The following is an 18,101-nucleotide window of genomic DNA, read 5'->3' on the forward strand; positions in this document are numbered from 1 at the left end:
TATGAATTGTAATATTTATCGAGTATTAATGCTCATTTTTATTCACTTAAAATTGACTGAAATATAATAGTTTTTTTAATTTTCCATCACATTTAGACAATAAAGTTAAAGAAGGACATAACTTTATTGGAGGAAAAAAATGAAAAAATTATGGAAAAAGCCAATTTTGCCTATCGCCTCTATTAGTCTGGCATCTGTGATGTTTGTAAATGCCATTCCCGAAACTCCAGTTCAAGCAAAATTGAATGTTCATTCACAAGTGCAAATGAAAAATCATTTGCTTCCGCTTGGAACCCCAAATTTGCAGGAGAAAAGAACTTCCATGAATCTAGCACCAGGAGTGAAGTATACCAAAATCAATCGTGGTGAAACATCTTCTAAAGACTTTTACACAGTGGATGTGGCATTTGTAGAAACCCAAAAGCAGGCAAAGATATTTTTGGGAAATTTAAAGAAAGACGGTTTCAAAAATGCCCATATTATAAAAGAAACGGATCGGGCCATGGATGACCGGAAAAAGGGAGCGCTTGGGTACATTGTTCGCATCGGTCAATATCAGCTGGAAGCGGATGCAGCCGAAATGAGAAACAAGTTATCTGAAAAGGGATATACGGGACTTCGGACTGTGTATACGGGTGAAGACGGAGAGAAAACAACAGGACCATGGGTAGTGAACGTCCTTGAAGTGGATCAGGATCGATTTCATGGGCATGTGGTGCCTGAATTAGCTAATGGTGCAGTGGCAGGAAAAGAAACATTGAGCCAAATATCTGATAGAAAGGATGCCATTGCAGGAGTTAATGCTGGATACTTTGTTATGGGAGAAAAGGATGGAACACCAGGCGATCTTGCCGGTATATTCGCAAGCAAAGGTCAACTTGTCAGTGAAGCTATAAATGGCCGTTCAGCTCTGATTTTATCTACTGTTGAAGAGAAGGCAAACATTGCATCTGTGTCCACGTCAATTCAGGCTACTTCATCTGATGGAGCGGTTAGGGAAGTTGATGGATTAAATCGGAAGCCAGGATTAATCCGCAATTGTGGCGGTGTTGGAGGGGATACGACAACAGAACGGGCAAAACATGATTTTACTTGTAAGGATGAAAGCGAACTTATCCAATATACGTCCGTATTTGGAGAAAAGACAGAATCGGGCGACGGTATGGAAGTGGTAGTAAATCATGCCGGGGTAGTGGCGGAAATCCGAAACAAGCGTGGGGGAGACATTCCAAGCAGTGGTTCTGTTCTTGCGGGAACGGGGGAGGCGGCAGAGTGGCTTCGTGACCATGCCCGACAAGGAATGAAGATTCAAGTGAAAAGTAAAATCATCGGGGATGGAAAGGAATTAAAATTAGACCAAACTACAAGTATGATTAATGGAGGTCCTCGATTATTGGAAAACGGAGAAATTTCCATTAATGCCGTAGAGGAAGGCTTTCACTGGGAAGAAGATCCAGGGTTTTATTATCGTTTTGGGGAACGTCGTAATCCAAGAACGCTTGCAGGAATCAAAGAGAATGGCAATCTATTATTTGTCACCATTGATGGACGCGCACCCGGATGGAGCGTGGGAGCTAATTTTGAAGAAAGTGCGAAAGTCATGAAGTCATTAGGGGCAGTCGATGCCATCAATCTTGACGGCGGAGGATCGACGACCATGACAGTTGGGGATGACCGAGTCACAAGACCATCTGATGCAGCAGGTGAACGCCCGATTGCCGACGGTATTCTGTTAGTAGAATAGATGGGCAGTGATTATCGTCTTCATTTATCGTTTTAGTTCAAGCGGGCCTTCACGAAAAAAATCTCTTCGGTTAGGTTTCTGAAGAGATTTTTTTGTGTGATATTTTGAAATAATTTAATATAGGGTATTTGAAATACCTTCAGCAGTTTTTAACAATAAAGAGATATGTTGTTCCATCGATTCCTTATGCCAGCGAAAGACAGGCCCGGAAATGGAGATAGCTCCAATGACTTTTCCTTTAGCACCGAAAACAGGTGCTGATAATGCAGCTACATTCTTCGTGATTTCTTCCTCATTAATTGAGTAACGGGTATTTACTATAATTTCCAATTTCTCAGAAATGGGAATTGGTGTGCGACGATGTTATAAGGCTTGTACGATAAGTCACGTTCTAATTCTAACCACACATTATTGACACTTATTCTCGCTCAAATGTGGGCATAAAAAAAGAAGACGTTGTTCACGTCTTTCCTTTTTCTTTCCGTTCAATTTCTTTTCAAACGCTTTCTACATTTTCCATATTTACATCGTCCTTCCGTTTAGCTTCATTCAATTTCATATATTTCGTTAAAGTCATTTATTTTTAATGTCGTCATAATAGCTTAAGTTTAAACGGTAATGGTTGGTAATGGTTTAGGAGTTGCCGAGATATGAAGGGTTAGTTTAAACGATAGCATACGTTCATCAGTCCAGTAATAACAAGGGTTCCAAGCGTTAATACTTATGCCAATCGACAATGCCAATGCTTCTGTGCAATGCCCGCACAATACTGGTAATCAAGATGGAAAAACGAGTGTTTTTGCACCTTATAGTTTATAATATTGAATTAAAAGAGAGAGATAAGGACGGTGAATTAAATGGGTTCAATTTCAACTGTTGCTACATACCTTAATGAAAATGCAGAATCATTAGCGAATGAAATCGTTGATGAGATTATCCATAGATTTGATTTTGAAGTTCCTGAAGATGAGATAAAGCAGGGAATTATTGTATATACCGAGTTTATAGAGTTTTTGGCAAAGGCAGTTACTTCTCCTGAAATTACCGTTCCACAAGAGATTATTGACTGGAGCAAAAAGAATGCTGAACGTGAAGCTTCTCTAATGGGAAGGATTTCTAACGTTATAGAACGTTATCATGATACACGATTAGTTTTTATTGAACGCATGACAAAAATCACTATGGAACATGGACTTTCTACCGAGGAAGTTGTTTTGGTAAATAAACGAATCAACTCTATGCTCGATATTAGTATCACTGAGACTATTTTAGCTTTTGAACGGGTTTCTTCAAGTATCATTAAACAGAGTCAAATAGAGGTTAACGAATTATCAGCTCCTATTGTACCTATCCATGACGATATTGCCGTTCTTCCTTTGATTGGTTCCTTCGATTACGATAGAGTTGAACACCTTTTGAACAAGATTGTACCAAGGATTCCTGAACGTAATGTTAAAAATCTTATTATCGATTTTTCAGGTCTTTTGACGATAGATGAAGATGTCGCTGGTTACATCTTTAATGTTAATGATGTTCTTCGTTTGTTGGGTATAAACGTAATAGTGACTGGGATACGTCCAGATTTAGCTGCTACCGTTGTTAGCAGAGGAATTGATTTGTCAGCGCTCTCAACGTATGCAACAGTTAAACAAGCAATAGCAAGCATGAAATAATTGTTTTAAGTCAACCAAAATAAGGTTGGCTTTTTCAGTTTGCAACTATTTTCTGAACTTTCCCCAATATATCCCCTATTATCATTTTCCACAAAAAATAGTTCCTCACAAAGTAACTCCATTATAAAATTAAATTAAATAAGCGTTGATCCACGTAAAGGTTCACGCATTTTCACCGATAACACGAACCCCGATATTGGTCATTGGTTGCCGTTGTCAATTGGTCACGGTGGCACGATTATAGGAAACGTATTTCCGCAGGATAGTTTTATGAATAGAAGTTGGGGAAACACGAACCCATTTAAATGGATTAATAAACAAACAGATCAACGGATAACAACAAGTTTTAACTATCTAGTGCTAATTTTGGCAAATGCAAACGGAGTGCACACCGAACAGTTCCGTAAATTTATGTATTGGTGTTTTGAAAATCAGCGTTCTATTGCAGAAGCAGAAGCAGACCCAAGACCTTCAATTGAAATTTGGAAAGAAGCTAAAAACAAAAACAACTAAGAAAAGACAACTAGGGGGAAAAATAAATGTCCGCAATACCATTAGAAAAATATACTCCAGAAACCCTCAAAAAACTTCAAGAACAAAAGTTTGAAAGCCTAATTTCTCTTAAAGTTTCAAACCTAAAACGAAAGTTATCAGACAAAGAACGGAACGTGGAAAAATGTTTCCTTATCTACCAAGAAGAAAACGACTTTTAAACCGCTATTCGATTGATTCTGGCCTCGACCATTTCAGAAAGCAGTTCTTCTTTTCCTATATAATAGTTAGAGAGTAACCCTTTCGAAATGCCCGCCTGCTTGGCTATATCGCTTATGGAAGTAGCGTAATAGCCTTGTTTTATAAATAACCCTATGGCTGCAGCGCGAATTTTTTCTCTGGATGCTTGGCGAATACGGTCATTCTCCTCGGGTGTACGTGGCATTTTATCTTCAATCCTCCATAAAAGCAGTGAGTTCTTGATATAAAACTTCAGAATGGGTGAGGGGCAGCATATGATCGGCATCCTCTATATCAATGAAACGGATGTTTGGAACCTTTTTGAAACAATCGGCAACTCGGAAATTATCTGCCAAGTCCTTTTTGCCGATAAAGAATAAAGTTTCGGTGTTCAATTCTTCTAATCGCTCCATTGCCGGCGGCCGTGGCCATATCATGCAGAATTCTGCGGGCCACTTAAGCATGCGTCCGAAATGATGCCTGAGCATTTGGACAGTGAGTTCTTTGTGCGGACTATCGATAACAACGTGATATGTTGGTGAATGAAGGGCAAGCTCTAACATCTTATCTATATTGGGGGCACTTTCCAATATCTTGTTATGATATTGTTCAAACTCCTTTGAATAGGGAAAACCAGTTAAAGAAGGAGCAATTAATACAAGTTTCGATACCCTTTCTGGGTAATTAAGGGCGAAATCAGTGGCAATCTGCCCGCCAATGGAAAGACCTATTTATCCTTATTACACTAAATTGCATTTATATTCTTTTGGATTAATAAACATAGAGAGTATACTCTAAAGGTGTAGCTGAATAAGAGGAGTGGTGGATTAAATGGTGAAAATTCGTAAGGCTTTATTTAATGAAGGAGAAATGATTCGTGAACAGAGAGTGAAGGCCTACGAAGAACATGCTCAAAGCATTCCTGAAGGGCATTGGGATGCTCTGAAAAAAGCTATATCGTCAGATGCCGATGAACAGAGGGATGTTGAACTTCTAGTTGCAGAATTAGATGGGGAAGTGGTAGGAAGTGTTGCTTTGTTTCCTGCGAAATCAGATGCCTACAAAGGACTTGTTGACATGTTAGATTATCCTGAGATAAGAATGCTTGCAGTCACACCACAGGCACGACACAAAGGTGTTGCTGAGGCATTAATCAAAGAATGTATTCGTCGAACAAAAGTAAACGGTTCACAGTACATCGGCTTACATACTGCAGATTTTATGAAAACTGCTATGCGATTGTATGAACGTATGGGCTTTGTACGATTGCCGCAATTCGACTTCCAACCTGCTGATGATGGTATCATTGTGAAGGCGTATCGACTATCTATCGAATGAATATGATCAAAAAACAATCACCTTATCATAAGGTGATTGTTTTTTGATTGTAGAATAACAAAATAATGACATCCTAAGAGTTAATCATTTAAAGGCAAAACGACAATGTCGTAAGGATGTGATTCATAACTTAATGTTTAGACATAAACGAAAAGACAGTAAGCCAAAGATAAGCTCACTGTCTTTTTGATTTAATGTTTTAAGTATACTTAATTTATAGGAAACCCTTATTAACATGTTTTAGAGCATAAATTTGATCACAAATTGATCACACAAACGATCACAAACCCCTCAAAAACCCCTCAAAAACCCCTCAAAAACCCCTCAAAAACCCCTCAAAAACCCCTCAAAAACCCCTCAAAAACCCCTCAAAAACCCCTCAATTCTACTAAACCTTCCTACTAATCCGCTCCACAATCTCCATCAAATCATCTGGCTTATGAAACTCAATCGGCGAAACGCCTTTATCGAACTCTATTGTATTGGATTCTATCATTAATACATATTTCCCATTAATCTTTCCTAAATGGATGCTTTCGCCAAAATCGGCTAATAGTCCTTTGACGGATGTACTACCAAGCTTCATTCGCATTTCGGCTTCAGGTGTATGCTCGACAATCTGGGCTGTAGCTCCGACGACTTGGTGCGTTTCAAGCCGTTCCTGAATTTCCCGCTTTTCACCCGTTCCTGAATTTCCCGCTTTTCACTGGTTTCCCAGATTTCCAGGTCCTGTTCGAATTTCTGCAGTTCATCACTGTTTCTTCGAATTGAGCGGATACATGTTCATGGACCATGTGAATGACTTGATTTTTCATGATTTCCGGCATCGATTCGCCATATTCAACGAATTTCAAGAAATCCTCGAAGTAGCGGGCATGTGAGGCCTTAGAAAATGGATTATTATCAGATGAAGACATGGTGATGGTTGAAAAGATAGTGCATAGCAAGATTGAAAAACACGGATTGCCAAAGTATCCAGCTGTACATAAAATTGGGTTTACTAATACTATACTAGATCAATTGAAATTGAATCTGCTAATTAATTAATAACAAGAAATTTCATAGATTAAATATTACATAGAAAACCACGACAGAATACATAATTAATACATAGAAAATAGCATTTAAGATATTAAGACAAGATAAAATTTACATAATACCTCATAGGTAATAAAATACTTATGAGGTGATATTTGTAGTGTTAAGAATAAATGAGCTCGATAATGCAATTGATTATTTAGAAAAAGCTAGCTTTCATTATAAGAACCGAGAAGACAAGTATTCGGATGTTTTTTTATTTGGTGTACTTCATGCATAGAAAAGCACTTAACCTAAATGGTCGAGTGCTTTTTGAGTCTTATTTAATACTTCTTTATTCTTATTAATGAAAACTTTATTTCTTAATATCATTTCTTTATTATTAAGCTCATCATTTAGTTCGGTAGTATTGTTCAGTTTCTCCAGAAGTAAGACTATTGATGGCATTGCTAATAATTCATGGAAAGCTATGTTTGTTTTAATAGATAAGATTTTTAGCTCAGTAAGTTGACGAGGAGATAAAAAAGACTCAAATGGTTGCCTTTCATTTATTTCCATAATTGTATCCTCCATATGATGTGAATGATTAAATTGTAATTTAATTATAAAATAGATAAGTTCTATAAATGTATTAATCATGTAAAGATTTGATGAATTGTAGAAGGTTGGATGAAATTAGGGTAATACCCTGTTAATATGGTAAAAAATTGATAAGGAATAGGGGGAGATTATAATAAGATACAACTAAATACTCAGATGGTTTTTCTGAAGACTCATTTTGGAAGAAGATTAAAAAATTCGGCAAAAAAGCAGGGGTTAAAGTTGTTTATGTAGCTTTACTATTGTTTTACACACTTCAAAAGCCAACTAATCCTGTTTAGGCAAAAAACAGTAATTATTGGTGCATTGGGATATTTCATACTTCCGATTGATTTAATTCCTGACCTAGTCCCAGGTGGATATACTGATGATTTTTCAGGGTTATTTGGAGCATTGATTACTGTTTCAATGTTTATCGATGAGGAAGTTAAGCTAAATGCAAAAGAAAGAATTGGGATTTGGTTTGGTGAAAGTGCAATTTCTGATACTGATTCAGTTGATGATAAATTAAATAAGAAAACTGATCAGGATGAGCAAGATAAAGATGAAGATAAGGATAAATAAATTCAAAAAGAGCACTTAACCAATAGGGAAAGTGCTTTTTTAATTTGTGAGAATGAGATAAAATAATTCCCTACTTTTCTGTACGAACACCTTTAAATTTCCCACCAGAAGTCTTTTGATCCATAAAACGTCCTGTAGATGCACCTCGTTTAACATAGTTACCATTTGGAGCTTTGAATTGGGTTCTGTTTTTTACCGCTCCATCACGATGATTTTTACCTGAATTACCTGCCAGTACGTTGGGATGATACATAGACTAGATCAGTTTACAAACATGATACATTTGGAGCTGGAAAATGAGAAGGGACATATTATTAAGGTGAAGTTTGAAGATCTTGTAGCGGTAGAAGTAATGGAGTGAAAAATGACTAAAGCAAAACCAAAAAGAAAACTGTGGATTAAGAGTAGAACATTCCTAAATGAATTTACAGTAGATGAATACTTGAAAAAAGAAGTGAATTTAATCTTAGCTAAATATACAAAATGAATAGAAATCACCAGTCTATACGATTGGTGATTTTTTATTTTCTATAATTTTACTCGTTACTATTTTCATAGATAATTTAGTGAAATGTGAATATAAGATATTTTGTTTGGAGATTATTATGTAGGACAGGAGAGTGATATTGATTGGATAAAAAGTCAAAGAAAATTAATCCTAATGATGTCGATATGACCGATGTAGAAGTTATTTCAGCGGATAATATCGATATTAATGAATATTTTAGAAGGAAGCTTTTCGAGTGTATAGCCAAAGAAGAAAGTAGGCTGTTTTTGTATAAGGAAAAGAATAAATAGTTTAATTGAAAGGACTATTCTAATGTGAAAAAGAGTAAACCAAGAAAAGAACTGCGAGGAAATGGCTATTTTGTAAATGAACCTAACTACGAATTAATGGCTAAGGCGTTTACGGAACCATACTTTAGTTTTACTAAAGGTGGATCTGGAGATGTAGAATTCGACAAATTAGGCACGATAGCTTTATTTTCTGCATTGGCAAATGATGAAGAAGGGAAACAAAAGGAATTAGATAAAATGAGAGCTCACGTTAAAAGACTTAAGAATGAAAAAAAGAAATAGATAAAGTCTTGTCGTGGTCATCTAGTTTACCCTCTGCATGCAGAGTACCGATAAAAAGGGAAGCAAACAAAACATAGCCCCCAAATACACCATCCATGTAGTATTTGGGGGCTACTTGACGTTTACCTTTATAGCGAATTTACTTAAAATAAGGAACCTTTTTCAAAGCCACACAAACTGGAACGGCAACGATAATTCCTAATATATTTTGAACGAGATCTCCAGGTATCGAAGCTAAAGGTGCAATCCAATTACCGTATAGAATCCCTTCACCAATATAATAAACAGCTATCATAAATGGAATGGAAACGATTGTTGCTATTACATTGAAAGCAATGCTAGTACCGTTGCGACCCTTTGACCAAGCGATTTTACCAACTATATATCCTTGCAAACCACGCGCCACAATGGTGATAGGTGCCCACAACGTCCACCCTCCAACTATATCAAATAACCCCATTCCTATCGCACCAGCAAGAGCTGCTTTTTTAGGACCAAATAAAATAGATGCAATAAAAAGCATAGCTGTTCCTAGATGAACTAACCCTCCATTTGCGGCAATTGGCAGTTTAATATTCAAAAAGAAAGTAGATAGGAACACAAGTGCAATCAACATTGCGGTAATAATTAAATCCATAGTTTTTTGACTTGACCTTGAATAACTTTGTGTATTTTGCATATCTGTAAACCTTCCTAACTAGAATTTTCCTATGATTTTAGCAAAAGACTGGTGTCTATAAAAGTGTCAATTTATTAAAAAACTATGAGGTCAGTTGATAAAAAATACAGATATTATACGTATTGAAAAGATAGAGGAGATGACTGTTTTTAGCTGATTTATGATAAGATAAATAAAGTTTAAAGTGGATAGGCCATATGGAGGTTATTATGAAAAAAGTTGCTGTACTACAGGATTTATCATCTTTTGGAAAATGTTCATTAACAGCTGCAATTCCGGTTCTTTCGGTCATGGGCGTGCAGGCATGCCCTTTACCAACTGCCATATTGACTGCGCAAACCGGATATCCAAGTTTTTTTTGTGAAGATTTTACATCCAAAATGAAATACTTCATAGAAGAATGGAGCAAGCTTAATGTAACCTTTGATGGAATCTATACCGGCTTCGTTACTGGTGAAGAGCAAATTAATAATATTTTCCATTTTTTAGATAAATTTTATACAAAAGAAACCATTTTACTTGTTGATCCAGTAATGGGGGATATAGGAGAAGTCTATAAACTTTTTACCGATGAATTACTGGTACTTATGAGAGAACTGGTGAAGCGTGCAGATGTCATTACACCAAATGTTACAGAGTGCTGTTTATTAACCGGATTGTCTTATGAAAAGCTGCATAGCTATTCAAACGAAGAGGACTATATTAAAGCGATAGAAGAAGCAGGGAATATGTTGCAGCAAGAAACGGGAGCTCAGGTTATCATCACTGGAATGAATCCACCGTCAGCAGATTCAGAGGAGCAGTTTATCGGAAATATGTATTTGGACGGAAGTAGAACCTTTTATAGTGCGACGCAGTATAACGGTGAAAGCTATTCAGGTACTGGTGATTTATTTGCATCTGTGATTATGGGAAGCATGATGCGTGGAGAGAACCTAGAAAAATCCGTACAGCTCGCAGTGGCATTCCTGATAGAGGCTATCAATGATTCCTCCTTGGAGCAAATTCCTAAAGTAGAAGGAGTTAACTTCGAAAAATATTTACGAATGTTATTATGAATGCTTTAAAAAATGGAAAAAATAGAGTAACAAAAGCTCAGCTTTTTGACTAACCGAGCTTTTTGTATAAATCAAATAGTACTTATATTTTGCTGAATATTGTAAAAAATCACTTAAATAATAAGGAAACTTTCTATTTACCTCACAACAGCCAGTATTTATGTTCGTTAAAGTTTGAAAAATATTTAACTTCCATAGACCTTTACAAAGATTAAGAAAAATTACTTGAAGAAAAAACAATATTATCTACAATCGAGGAATTAGAAGCTCTATTTCCTGATAAGGATAGATCAGAAATAATAAAGAAAATGCGTCAATTAGGTTGCTTAGAATTAAAAAATGCGAAAATTCGAGGTAGAGTAAAAACAGATAAAAAAGATAGACCGCCTTGTAAAATTACTTATGCTAATGAGCCTAATATGGAATTAATGGCTAAAGCATTCACTCAACTATATTTTGAAGCATTAAATAAGGGTAAACTTAACGATAAACCTAGGTTTGATGAGGAACCAAAATGTAAAAAAGCTAAGGAATATACCTCAGCTCAGGTAAGGGGAAATAATGTAGAAAGAAAAGCTAGTGATATTAACATTATTTACAATAAATTTCCTGTTTATACAAAACAACCACCAGTCATTTACGATTGGTGGTTTTCTTCGTTAATTAATATCAATATATCATGAATATTTATTTCTAAAACTTCGCAAATCCTACCAATGGTATCCCTTTGATATTGTTTTGTATCGTCATTATATAGTCTTCTAAGTGTTTCAAATTTCAAATCAGTCATGGAAGCTAACTGTCTTATAGATATATTTCTTTCATCAAGAATCTTTTTTAAATTGGACTTAACTCTGATCCCCATGAATAACCCACCTTTTCCTTCTTCATAAATAAAGTATATCACATAGAAAAAGATTGACTACAGAAAGTAGTAATATAAACTACGGAATGTTGTTGACAATTAAACGTAGTCATAATATACTTCACTTAACAACAACGGAACGTAGTCGAATGAGGGGTCTTGAAGGCTTCTAAAGTGGCTGCCAATGGAAGACAAGGGGATTTAGTTCTCCCTACTTAAAAACAGTGTCAGGTTCACGATGAACCTAACAAAAAAATTCAATTAAAAAGGGGATATTTAAATGACAACTCAAACAATTGAAGCTAAAAAGGTATTTATAACTGACAACCCAGCACAATGGATCGTATTCGAAGAAGAAATGCAAGCAGGTTTCAATTATCAACTTGCTTCAATTGAAGACCTTCACGACTACGTAGCAGCTTGTGGTGAGTACTTTACATACAACGTTGAAACTGCAGAAGGTGTAGTTGAGTGGTACACACAAGTGTTTCCTAAATGGTCTACAAATGACTACATCTTTGAATATCGGGTGATTAACTAATGAGCAACAGATACCTTCCTTCCATTACACTAGCCTCTGAAATCCTTGATGAAATAATCGCAGCCCACAGCTAGAAGTTGATGAATTAAAAATGAAACTTGATAAGTACGATAGGAAAGGGAATAAAGAAGCTGCAAAGGTAACTGTAGAAGTATACTTCGCAGCAATGAGAAAGCTAACATCTTATAAGGAAATGAAAAAATCTCTTCCGAACCGCAGTAGACAAGGGGAAATTTTTAACTTTGGAAAACCGGAACGTGAAGTTGTATGAAAACAAGCTTTATAAGAAAAGAGCCTAAGTAGCAGTATTTACTTAGGCTCTTGATAGGCATGCATTTCTAAAAAAATAAATTTAACTTCTTAATTGAAAATAGGTCTTAGAAAATATAAACAAAATAGAGAAACTACTAACAAAAGTTAGTAGTTAGATTTAAGAGTATTAATAGTATTTTAAGGGTCTAAAATTGATCACATACTGCTAACATTTTTGCTCACAAAACTCGGACTATTTATCAACTTTTATTTATGATTTTTTCGATTAGTAGTTGCAAATCATCCGGCCTATGAAACTCAATCGGCGAAACGCCTTTATCGAACTCAATTGTATCGGCTTCTATCATTAATACATACTTCCCGTTAATCTTCCCTAAATGGATGCTGTCGCCGAAATCTGCTAACAGTCCTTTGATGGATGTACTGCCTAGCTTCATGCGCAGTTCGGCTTCAGGTGTATGCTCGACAATCTGGGCTGTGGCTTCAACGACCTGATGGGTTTCAAGACGTTCCTGGATTTCCCGCTTTTCACTCGTTTCCCAGATTTCCAGGTCCTGTTCGAATTTGTGCAGTTCGTCACTGTTTTCTTCGAATTGAGCGGAAACATGTTCATGGACCATGTGGATGACCTGGTTTTTCATGATTTCAGGCATCGATTCGCCATATTCGACGAATTTCAAGAAGTCCTCGAAGTAGCGGGCATGTGAGGCCTGGTGGATTTTCAGCTCGGCTTCTTCGACCATTCCTTCTTCGGGCATGTATGGGTATTGGATGGACTTCATATTTTTAGTGGTGATTGCCATTTCAACGTGCCTAATCAAGGTCCGTTCATCCGAAATGGAAGCAACTTTCGGCTCGAAATCACATTTTAATAGGAAAACGAATGGTTCATCAAGATATTTCGTTAATTTTGCCGATGCGATTATGAAGACACCGCCACGAACGGCACTTGTATCAATATAAGACCGCGTGAATTGTTCATTTTCCTCTTGGAATTCCTGTTTTGTTTTTGCATATCGAACACGGTTAAATACATTGTAATTAGGGTTGGAATCAAGTGCATGTCCTTCTTCGACAATAAAAGAACCAATTTTCGTCGGTATTTGTTCAGTTTTTGGATGACGGTCGACTTTCCGTTTGGAAATCTTCATCAATTCCCCATCCAAAAAATCCTTTAGTGGACTTTCTTCGTATTCTTCAGTATCAAGAGTTTGGAAATGTTTAAAACGCTTATCAGCCTGATCGCCTTTTCCTTCGACTTGGATTAAATAAAAAGACAGATAGGTAATTGTAAAATCCATGAATGTCACCTTCTTCAATTATTAAGCATAATTCCCGTACTTTTTTTAAGACTTAATAAGTATAGTGATGTACTTTGATTCCGTCAAACTATTGGTGCATGAATGATCAGAATAATATTGGAGTATTATTTCATAATAATACATATACAAAAATAACGAATGATCTTATATTGGATTAAAAATATTAGAACTTATACAAGAAAAAATAAATCGAAATACTCCAATAGGTCACTTTATTGATATTAAAATAATGATTGTTAATCCTTATTTGTTAAATATATTGATATTCCTGTTGAATATTCAGGCTTACCTTCCAAATAAAATTTTAAAAACAGAATTTTACAATAATAAATCATTGACGAAGGAAGGGGTAATACGTATAATTTGAAAGTCAGACAATTCAGGAATTGTAGAAATTTGTCGAAATTTCTTCGATATAAATGAAAGTGAATTTATTTGTCTGTAATTTTCAGAATAGTTTATAAAATTTACGGAGGAAAGAACATGAGTATTTTTAGGAAGAAGTCCATTGAGGACTTGTTGAAAAACGCAGGTTCCGGCGGTAAGGGATTGAAACGGGAACTAGGAGCTTGGGATTTAACGATGCTAGGAATTGGAGCGATTATTGGGACAGGCATATTTGTATTAACAGGTACTGGTGCAGTGAATGCTGGTCCTGCACTTTCATTATCTTTCGTCATTGCTGGGCTTGCCTGTTTATTCGCTGCACTTTCTTATGCAGAATTTGCAGCTTCCGTGCCGGTATCCGGTTCGACTTATACGTATGCTTATGCAACTTTAGGTGAATTCGCCGCTTGGATAATCGGATGGGATTTAATTCTTGAATACTTATTGGCTGTTAGTGCCGTATCGGCTGGGTGGTCGGGCTATTTCCAATCATTTTTAAGTGGATTCGGAATTAACTTTCCAGAGAAATTGACGGCAGCACCGGGTTCGGTCGAGGGTGTTACGACTTATATGAACTTGCCGGCTTTTTTGATAGTCATGGCGATTACTTTTTTGATTTCCATAGGTACGAAACAAACGACCAGAATCAATAATATAATGGTCGTTATTAAAGTGTTGGTAGTGTTGTTGTTCATCGTTTCTTCTATTTATTATGTGAAACCGGAAAACTGGCAGCCTTTCATGCCATTTGGTATCGATGGGGTATTTTCAACTGCCGCATTAATGTTCTTTGCTTTCATCGGCTTTGATGCTGTTGCATCTGCTGCTGAAGAAACAAGAAATCCTGGAAAGAATTTACCACGCGGAATCCTCGGTTCCTTGGTCATTTGTGTTGTGCTTTATATGATTGTAAGTTTAATCATGACAGGTGTGGTACCGTATGCACAATTCAGCAAGGCTCTTGATCACCCGATTTCTTTGGTCTTGCAAAGCGCAGGACAAAATTGGGTTGCAGGAATCATCGATCTAGGTGCCTTCCTCGGAATGACAACGGTGATTTTGGTAATGTTGTATGGACAAACGCGAATCATGTTTGCGATGTCACGTGATGGACTGATGCCAAAATCCTTATCAAAACTTCATAAAAAATATAAAACACCTTATGCAGCTTCATGGATATTTGGTATGATAGCGGCCTTATTGGGAGCATTCATACCTCTTGGTGAATTGGCAGAGTTGGTCAACATTGGAACATTGACTGCTTTTACGATGATTTCCGTAGCGGTCATCGTTTTACGGAAAACAAGACCGGATATGAAACGAGCTTTTTATTGTCCGGCAGTACCGCTCGTTCCTGGTCTGGCAATCGTTTTTTGCCTATTCTTGATGATTCAGCTAGGGAGTCATACATGGATAAGGTTTTTAATCTGGATGGCTATCGGAGTAGTCATTTACTTCGCTTATTCCCGTAAGCATTCCAATCTTAACCAGCATGAAAAAAATCATTGAAAAAGACACTTTTTGAGAGTTTCAATTTGACGACTAAAGGAGTTATGAAGGCTATCTCCCCGAACCAAGATTTTAAATGAAAGCTTGGTTATCCTTCATGTTTTTTTGTTTTTTTGCCAGCCAGTTAAATTCAGCAGGAGTGTCGCGAATTTCTTCAATCTTGTGAGGGTTTCATAGAGATGTAAAAAACCAAAAAATATAAACTAGTCTTATTCAAGTGTTCGAAATGAGTCCAGCCTACAGTTTATTCTTAAAATAGATTCCAGTTGATTGGAACGGAAGGTACGAGACTCCTGCGGGAAAAGAGCACCGAGGAGGCTCCCGGACCACCCGCGGAAAGCGAGTGCCTGAAGTGGAAATCAACGTTTATATTCTACACTCTCTCAAAAAAGTATACGATCTGAGACACTCTCTGGAGTGTCTTTTTTGTTTGGACATATATCGTTCATAAGTCTTATGTGAAAGAAGAAAATTTCTCAAAGTGAATTAAGATAAACAGACTTTATGTCGAAATAGTATATATGGGCTAAAAAATGGGGGGCAATTCAATCATGAAAAGAATATGGAGAAATAAACAAAAGATAGATTCTATAGACTACATGCAATATAAAGAACACGTCGGTATCAATATCAAGGAATATCCGAGCGTGTTGAATCAAGTGGACATGATTCATTTGAGCATCGAGGATTTGTGCATAACTCGTTCTTTACAGGAACAAGTGAAGGAACATTTGACACAAATTGTAGGGAATTTTTATAAAAATCTAGAAAATGAACCCTCTTTAATGAAAATCATTAAGGACAATGGTTCTGTTGATAGGTTGAAAAAGACACTGCATCGTCATATGTTCGAAATGTTTAGCGGAACCATTGATGATGCGTATATTAAACAGCGTTATATTATCGCACAAGTACATGTGCGAATTGGACTTCAGCCAAAATGGTATATGAGTGCATTTCAGGATTTATTGCAATCATTGATCATTCATGTGATTTCCAACATAAAAAATATTGAGCAATATCAAGATAACATTCTGGCTGTCACTAAAATTTTTAATTTAGAGCAGCAAATAGTTTTAGAGGCATATGAACTTGAAAATGAGAAGATTCGCCAAAAAGACTTAGCAGAAAAAGAGACGATGAAACTACAGGTCAATCATAATGCAGAGGAATTGGCAGCAATCAGTCAAGAGACCAGTTCAGCAACTCAATTAATGGCAAATAAGGTAGGGGAAATTCATGATTTCACCCAAAAGGGGTCCGAGATTGCCATACATGCAGAGGGAAAGTCAAATGAGGGAGTCGAACTGTTACAGGGATTAGAGAAAAGATTGGTGAAAACGCAGGAGCAAATGACGATCATTTCAAAAGATATGGAGCAGCTTTCCAATACTTCAAAGGAAATTGAACGAATTGTCACGATCATCACTTCCATTGCCGAGCAAACGAATTTGTTGGCGTTGAACGCAGCGATTGAAGCGGCAAGAGCTGGTGAAAATGGTAAAGGATTTGCGGTTGTGGCTGGTGAGGTAAGGAAGCTATCGGAAAATACCAAGGACTCGGTATCTGAAGTAGTGAAATTGGTTAATGGAATCGCTCATTTTACCAACGTCATGAACACGTCAATTTCCATGGTTAGCGGGGAAATTACTAAAGGCACGAAACAAGGAAAAGAAACGGGCATATTTTTTACTGATATAGCAAAGGCCATGCTTTCTGTGAAAGAGCAGAATATTAAGATCACCAAGGAAATGACAGAGCTGAATGATATATTCGATGAAATTAATGAAGCGTTCAATCAAGTGGCCGTTTCCTCGGATCAATTGACTCAATTGACAATGAACTTGTAATGAAGTTGAACGGTTTTGCAGAACAGCTCTATGGGCTCATTTGTATTTTAATAAACAACTCGATAGAATATTTCTAAAAACCCCCAAAGCGGTCTATAAAATATGAACAAACTATAAATAGGGATTTAAATTACTTCCCAATGGATGCCGTTAACAGGCTGCTCAATAAATCACTTGATAAAATATAAGTTTAATGTTATATTAATAAAGCGATGAGCTAATTTGTGTAAGTCGAAGAACAAGCTTTTAGCTAAACGTCGGGATGTGGCCTGACGGTTCTGCGCCACAAACGCATCAAAGACGCCTGCTGCGTGCAGGCGTCTTTTTCATTTTATCGTTTCTTTTTTTGCAGCTTGTACGTCATCTTTGAATTCCTCTTGTATTTCTTCTGTTATTCCCTTGGTTGCATCTTTAAATTCCCTAAGTGAGGTGCCGACTGCCCGTCCGATTTGAGGCAGCTTGTTCGGTCCAAAAACAATTAAAGCTAAAAGAAGGATTAAAATTAAACCGGGAAAACCAATGTTTGATAGCATAATCAGTCACTCCAATCAAATCTATTAGTTAATATTATAGACTCCTTCCATGTATTTGCAAATGGTATTTAGGATATAATATAGTGTTAAACATCCGATGATCTTCGCAAGACAAACACTTTCAATTCCGTCTCCAGTTTATCTTGCACATTCTATCTTAAAATATTTACTTACCCAAGTATGATATTCCCTAAAAAGATATCAATGAAAGTGGGGACGTAAAGTGAAATCAGAGTGCCATTTGATGTTTTGGGCATGAAACTAATGTGGCTGCACCAGCTTAATATTTGGCATGAAATTTTTTTGTTGCATGGG

20 protein-coding genes and 3 pseudogenes are annotated in these 18,101 nt (G+C 36.6%); 14 read left to right on the forward strand and 9 right to left on the reverse strand.

From position 1 onward, the window contains the following. Positions 1-139 precede the first annotated feature (139 nt). Positions 140-1,744: a phosphodiester glycosidase family protein gene (locus tag ACZ9AO_RS02440; RefSeq protein WP_476108368.1), complete on the forward strand. Its 1,605-nt coding sequence runs from the start codon at positions 140-142 to the stop codon at positions 1,742-1,744. A 114-nt stretch (positions 1,745-1,858) separates the two neighbouring features. Here ACZ9AO_RS02440 and ACZ9AO_RS02445 read toward each other — a convergent pair whose 3' ends face one another. Further along, on the reverse strand, positions 1,859-2,074 hold the full coding sequence (locus tag ACZ9AO_RS02445; protein ID WP_476108369.1) for an IclR family transcriptional regulator domain-containing protein: 216 nt from the start codon (positions 2,072-2,074) through the stop codon (positions 1,859-1,861). A 527-nt stretch (positions 2,075-2,601) separates the two neighbouring features. On the opposite strand from ACZ9AO_RS02445, the gene ACZ9AO_RS02450 reads away from it, so the two are divergent. From ACZ9AO_RS02450 to ACZ9AO_RS02460, 3 genes are all read left to right on the forward strand, one after another. After that, a complete protein-coding gene (locus ACZ9AO_RS02450) occupies positions 2,602-3,417 on the forward strand; it encodes an STAS domain-containing protein (protein ID WP_430026521.1) in 816 nt (271 codons plus the stop codon). Between the two features lie 270 nt (positions 3,418-3,687). After that, entirely contained in the window at positions 3,688-3,930 is a 243-nt protein-coding gene (locus ACZ9AO_RS02455; RefSeq protein WP_476108370.1) for a hypothetical protein, read from the forward strand. Between the two features lie 26 nt (positions 3,931-3,956). Continuing rightward, positions 3,957-4,130, forward strand: a complete 174-nt coding sequence (locus ACZ9AO_RS02460) for a hypothetical protein (protein WP_476108371.1) — start codon at positions 3,957-3,959, stop codon at positions 4,128-4,130. Positions 4,131-4,135: 5 nt separating this feature from the next. Here ACZ9AO_RS02460 and ACZ9AO_RS02465 read toward each other — a convergent pair. Continuing rightward, a pseudogene (locus ACZ9AO_RS02465) lies at positions 4,136-4,354 on the reverse strand (TetR/AcrR family transcriptional regulator); the annotation flags it as partial. Between the two features lie 7 nt (positions 4,355-4,361). Next, positions 4,362-4,880: an alpha/beta fold hydrolase gene (locus ACZ9AO_RS02470; protein ID WP_476108480.1), complete on the reverse strand. Its 519-nt coding sequence runs from the start codon at positions 4,878-4,880 to the stop codon at positions 4,362-4,364. Between the two features lie 100 nt (positions 4,881-4,980). Between ACZ9AO_RS02470 and ACZ9AO_RS02475 the strand changes: the two genes are divergently transcribed. Beyond that, positions 4,981-5,487 carry a GNAT family N-acetyltransferase gene (locus ACZ9AO_RS02475; RefSeq protein WP_377393852.1) on the forward strand — a complete coding sequence of 169 codons (507 nt, stop codon included), beginning with the start codon at positions 4,981-4,983 and terminating at the stop codon, positions 5,485-5,487. Between the two features lie 388 nt (positions 5,488-5,875). On the opposite strand, the pseudogene ACZ9AO_RS02480 reads toward ACZ9AO_RS02475, so the two are convergent. Next, a pseudogene (locus tag ACZ9AO_RS02480) lies at positions 5,876-6,374 on the reverse strand (DUF3898 domain-containing protein); the annotation flags it as partial. A 439-nt stretch (positions 6,375-6,813) separates the two neighbouring features. Further along, on the reverse strand, positions 6,814-7,083 hold the full coding sequence (locus ACZ9AO_RS02485) for a hypothetical protein (RefSeq protein WP_476108372.1): 270 nt from the start codon (positions 7,081-7,083) through the stop codon (positions 6,814-6,816). A 230-nt stretch (positions 7,084-7,313) separates the two neighbouring features. On the opposite strand from ACZ9AO_RS02485, the pseudogene ACZ9AO_RS02490 reads away from it, so the two are divergent. The 3 genes and pseudogenes from ACZ9AO_RS02490 to ACZ9AO_RS02500 all read left to right on the forward strand — a co-directional run bounded on the left by ACZ9AO_RS02490 (position 7,314) and on the right by ACZ9AO_RS02500 (position 8,769). Then, a pseudogene (locus ACZ9AO_RS02490) lies at positions 7,314-7,689 on the forward strand (YkvA family protein). Between the two features lie 630 nt (positions 7,690-8,319). Continuing rightward, complete coding sequence (locus ACZ9AO_RS02495; protein ID WP_476108373.1) at positions 8,320-8,487, forward strand: hypothetical protein; 168 nt, start codon at positions 8,320-8,322, stop codon at positions 8,485-8,487. A 24-nt stretch (positions 8,488-8,511) separates the two neighbouring features. Then, positions 8,512-8,769 carry a hypothetical protein gene (locus tag ACZ9AO_RS02500; protein ID WP_476108374.1) on the forward strand — a complete coding sequence of 86 codons (258 nt, stop codon included), beginning with the start codon at positions 8,512-8,514 and terminating at the stop codon, positions 8,767-8,769. Between the two features lie 139 nt (positions 8,770-8,908). Here ACZ9AO_RS02500 and ACZ9AO_RS02505 read toward each other — a convergent pair whose 3' ends face one another. Beyond that, positions 8,909-9,448, reverse strand: a complete 540-nt coding sequence (locus ACZ9AO_RS02505; protein ID WP_096340597.1) for an ECF transporter S component — start codon at positions 9,446-9,448, stop codon at positions 8,909-8,911. Between the two features lie 209 nt (positions 9,449-9,657). Here ACZ9AO_RS02505 and ACZ9AO_RS02510 point away from each other — a divergent pair, with 209 nt between their 5' ends. Next, on the forward strand, positions 9,658-10,506 hold the full coding sequence (locus ACZ9AO_RS02510) for a pyridoxamine kinase (RefSeq protein ID WP_476108375.1): 849 nt from the start codon (positions 9,658-9,660) through the stop codon (positions 10,504-10,506). A 308-nt stretch (positions 10,507-10,814) separates the two neighbouring features. Then, complete coding sequence (locus ACZ9AO_RS02515; protein ID WP_476108376.1) at positions 10,815-11,189, forward strand: hypothetical protein; 375 nt, start codon at positions 10,815-10,817, stop codon at positions 11,187-11,189. On the opposite strand, the gene ACZ9AO_RS02520 is transcribed toward ACZ9AO_RS02515, so the two are convergent. Next, a complete protein-coding gene (locus ACZ9AO_RS02520; RefSeq protein WP_394572493.1) occupies positions 11,144-11,371 on the reverse strand; it encodes a helix-turn-helix domain-containing protein in 228 nt (75 codons plus the stop codon). The two genes, ACZ9AO_RS02515 and ACZ9AO_RS02520, sit on opposite strands and share 46 nt — an antisense overlap. Before the next feature lie 280 nt (positions 11,372-11,651). On the opposite strand from ACZ9AO_RS02520, the gene ACZ9AO_RS02525 reads away from it, so the two are divergent. Continuing rightward, the gene (locus tag ACZ9AO_RS02525; RefSeq protein ID WP_476108377.1) at positions 11,652-11,912 is read left to right on the forward strand and encodes a hypothetical protein; all 261 of its coding nucleotides are present in this window, start codon (positions 11,652-11,654) and stop codon (positions 11,910-11,912) included. Positions 11,913-12,003: 91 nt separating this feature from the next. Then, positions 12,004-12,183 carry a hypothetical protein gene (locus ACZ9AO_RS02530; RefSeq protein WP_476108378.1) on the forward strand — a complete coding sequence of 60 codons (180 nt, stop codon included), beginning with the start codon at positions 12,004-12,006 and terminating at the stop codon, positions 12,181-12,183. Between the two features lie 241 nt (positions 12,184-12,424). Here ACZ9AO_RS02530 and ACZ9AO_RS02535 read toward each other — a convergent pair whose 3' ends face one another. Further along, entirely contained in the window at positions 12,425-13,486 is a 1,062-nt protein-coding gene (locus ACZ9AO_RS02535) for a DUF3900 domain-containing protein (protein WP_476108379.1), read from the reverse strand. Positions 13,487-13,990: 504 nt separating this feature from the next. Between ACZ9AO_RS02535 and ACZ9AO_RS02540 the strand changes: the two genes are divergently transcribed. Together ACZ9AO_RS02540 and ACZ9AO_RS02545 are read left to right on the forward strand one after the other, a co-directional pair. Next, entirely contained in the window at positions 13,991-15,403 is a 1,413-nt protein-coding gene (locus ACZ9AO_RS02540) for an amino acid permease (protein WP_476108380.1), read from the forward strand. A 551-nt stretch (positions 15,404-15,954) separates the two neighbouring features. Next, positions 15,955-17,253, forward strand: coding sequence for a protoglobin domain-containing protein (locus ACZ9AO_RS02545; protein ID WP_476108381.1), 1,299 nt, complete (start codon positions 15,955-15,957; stop codon positions 17,251-17,253). A 326-nt stretch (positions 17,254-17,579) separates the two neighbouring features. Here the strand turns inward: ACZ9AO_RS02545 and tatA are convergent, their stop codons facing one another. Further along, positions 17,580-17,786: a twin-arginine translocase TatA/TatE family subunit gene (tatA, locus tag ACZ9AO_RS02550; protein ID WP_034312109.1), complete on the reverse strand. Its 207-nt coding sequence runs from the start codon at positions 17,784-17,786 to the stop codon at positions 17,580-17,582. Positions 17,787-18,101 lie beyond the last annotated feature (315 nt).

This window comes from Peribacillus sp. TE19612 (assembly GCF_056279465.1).

Excerpts from the sequence above, each read along its gene's own strand:
- ACZ9AO_RS02440 (WP_476108368.1), top strand. The coding sequence starts at position 140 with ATGAAAAAATTATGGAAAAAGCCAATTTTGCCTATCGCCTCTATTAGT.
- ACZ9AO_RS02450 (WP_430026521.1), top strand. The coding sequence starts at position 2,602 with ATGGGTTCAATTTCAACTGTTGCTACATACCTTAATGAAAATGCAGAA.
- ACZ9AO_RS02455 (WP_476108370.1), top strand. The coding sequence starts at position 3,688 with ATGAATAGAAGTTGGGGAAACACGAACCCATTTAAATGGATTAATAAA.
- ACZ9AO_RS02460 (WP_476108371.1), top strand. The coding sequence starts at position 3,957 with ATGTCCGCAATACCATTAGAAAAATATACTCCAGAAACCCTCAAAAAA.
- ACZ9AO_RS02475 (WP_377393852.1), top strand. The coding sequence starts at position 4,981 with ATGGTGAAAATTCGTAAGGCTTTATTTAATGAAGGAGAAATGATTCGT.
- ACZ9AO_RS02485 (WP_476108372.1), bottom strand. The coding sequence starts at position 7,083 with ATGGAAATAAATGAAAGGCAACCATTTGAGTCTTTTTTATCTCCTCGT.
- ACZ9AO_RS02505 (WP_096340597.1), bottom strand. The coding sequence starts at position 9,448 with ATGCAAAATACACAAAGTTATTCAAGGTCAAGTCAAAAAACTATGGAT.
- ACZ9AO_RS02510 (WP_476108375.1), top strand. The coding sequence starts at position 9,658 with ATGAAAAAAGTTGCTGTACTACAGGATTTATCATCTTTTGGAAAATGT.
- ACZ9AO_RS02515 (WP_476108376.1), top strand. The coding sequence starts at position 10,815 with ATGCGTCAATTAGGTTGCTTAGAATTAAAAAATGCGAAAATTCGAGGT.
- ACZ9AO_RS02520 (WP_394572493.1), bottom strand. The coding sequence starts at position 11,371 with ATGGGGATCAGAGTTAAGTCCAATTTAAAAAAGATTCTTGATGAAAGA.
- ACZ9AO_RS02525 (WP_476108377.1), top strand. The coding sequence starts at position 11,652 with ATGACAACTCAAACAATTGAAGCTAAAAAGGTATTTATAACTGACAAC.
- ACZ9AO_RS02530 (WP_476108378.1), top strand. The coding sequence starts at position 12,004 with ATGAAACTTGATAAGTACGATAGGAAAGGGAATAAAGAAGCTGCAAAG.
- ACZ9AO_RS02535 (WP_476108379.1), bottom strand. The coding sequence starts at position 13,486 with ATGGATTTTACAATTACCTATCTGTCTTTTTATTTAATCCAAGTCGAA.
- ACZ9AO_RS02540 (WP_476108380.1), top strand. The coding sequence starts at position 13,991 with ATGAGTATTTTTAGGAAGAAGTCCATTGAGGACTTGTTGAAAAACGCA.
- ACZ9AO_RS02545 (WP_476108381.1), top strand. The coding sequence starts at position 15,955 with ATGAAAAGAATATGGAGAAATAAACAAAAGATAGATTCTATAGACTAC.
- tatA (WP_034312109.1), bottom strand. The coding sequence starts at position 17,786 with ATGCTATCAAACATTGGTTTTCCCGGTTTAATTTTAATCCTTCTTTTA.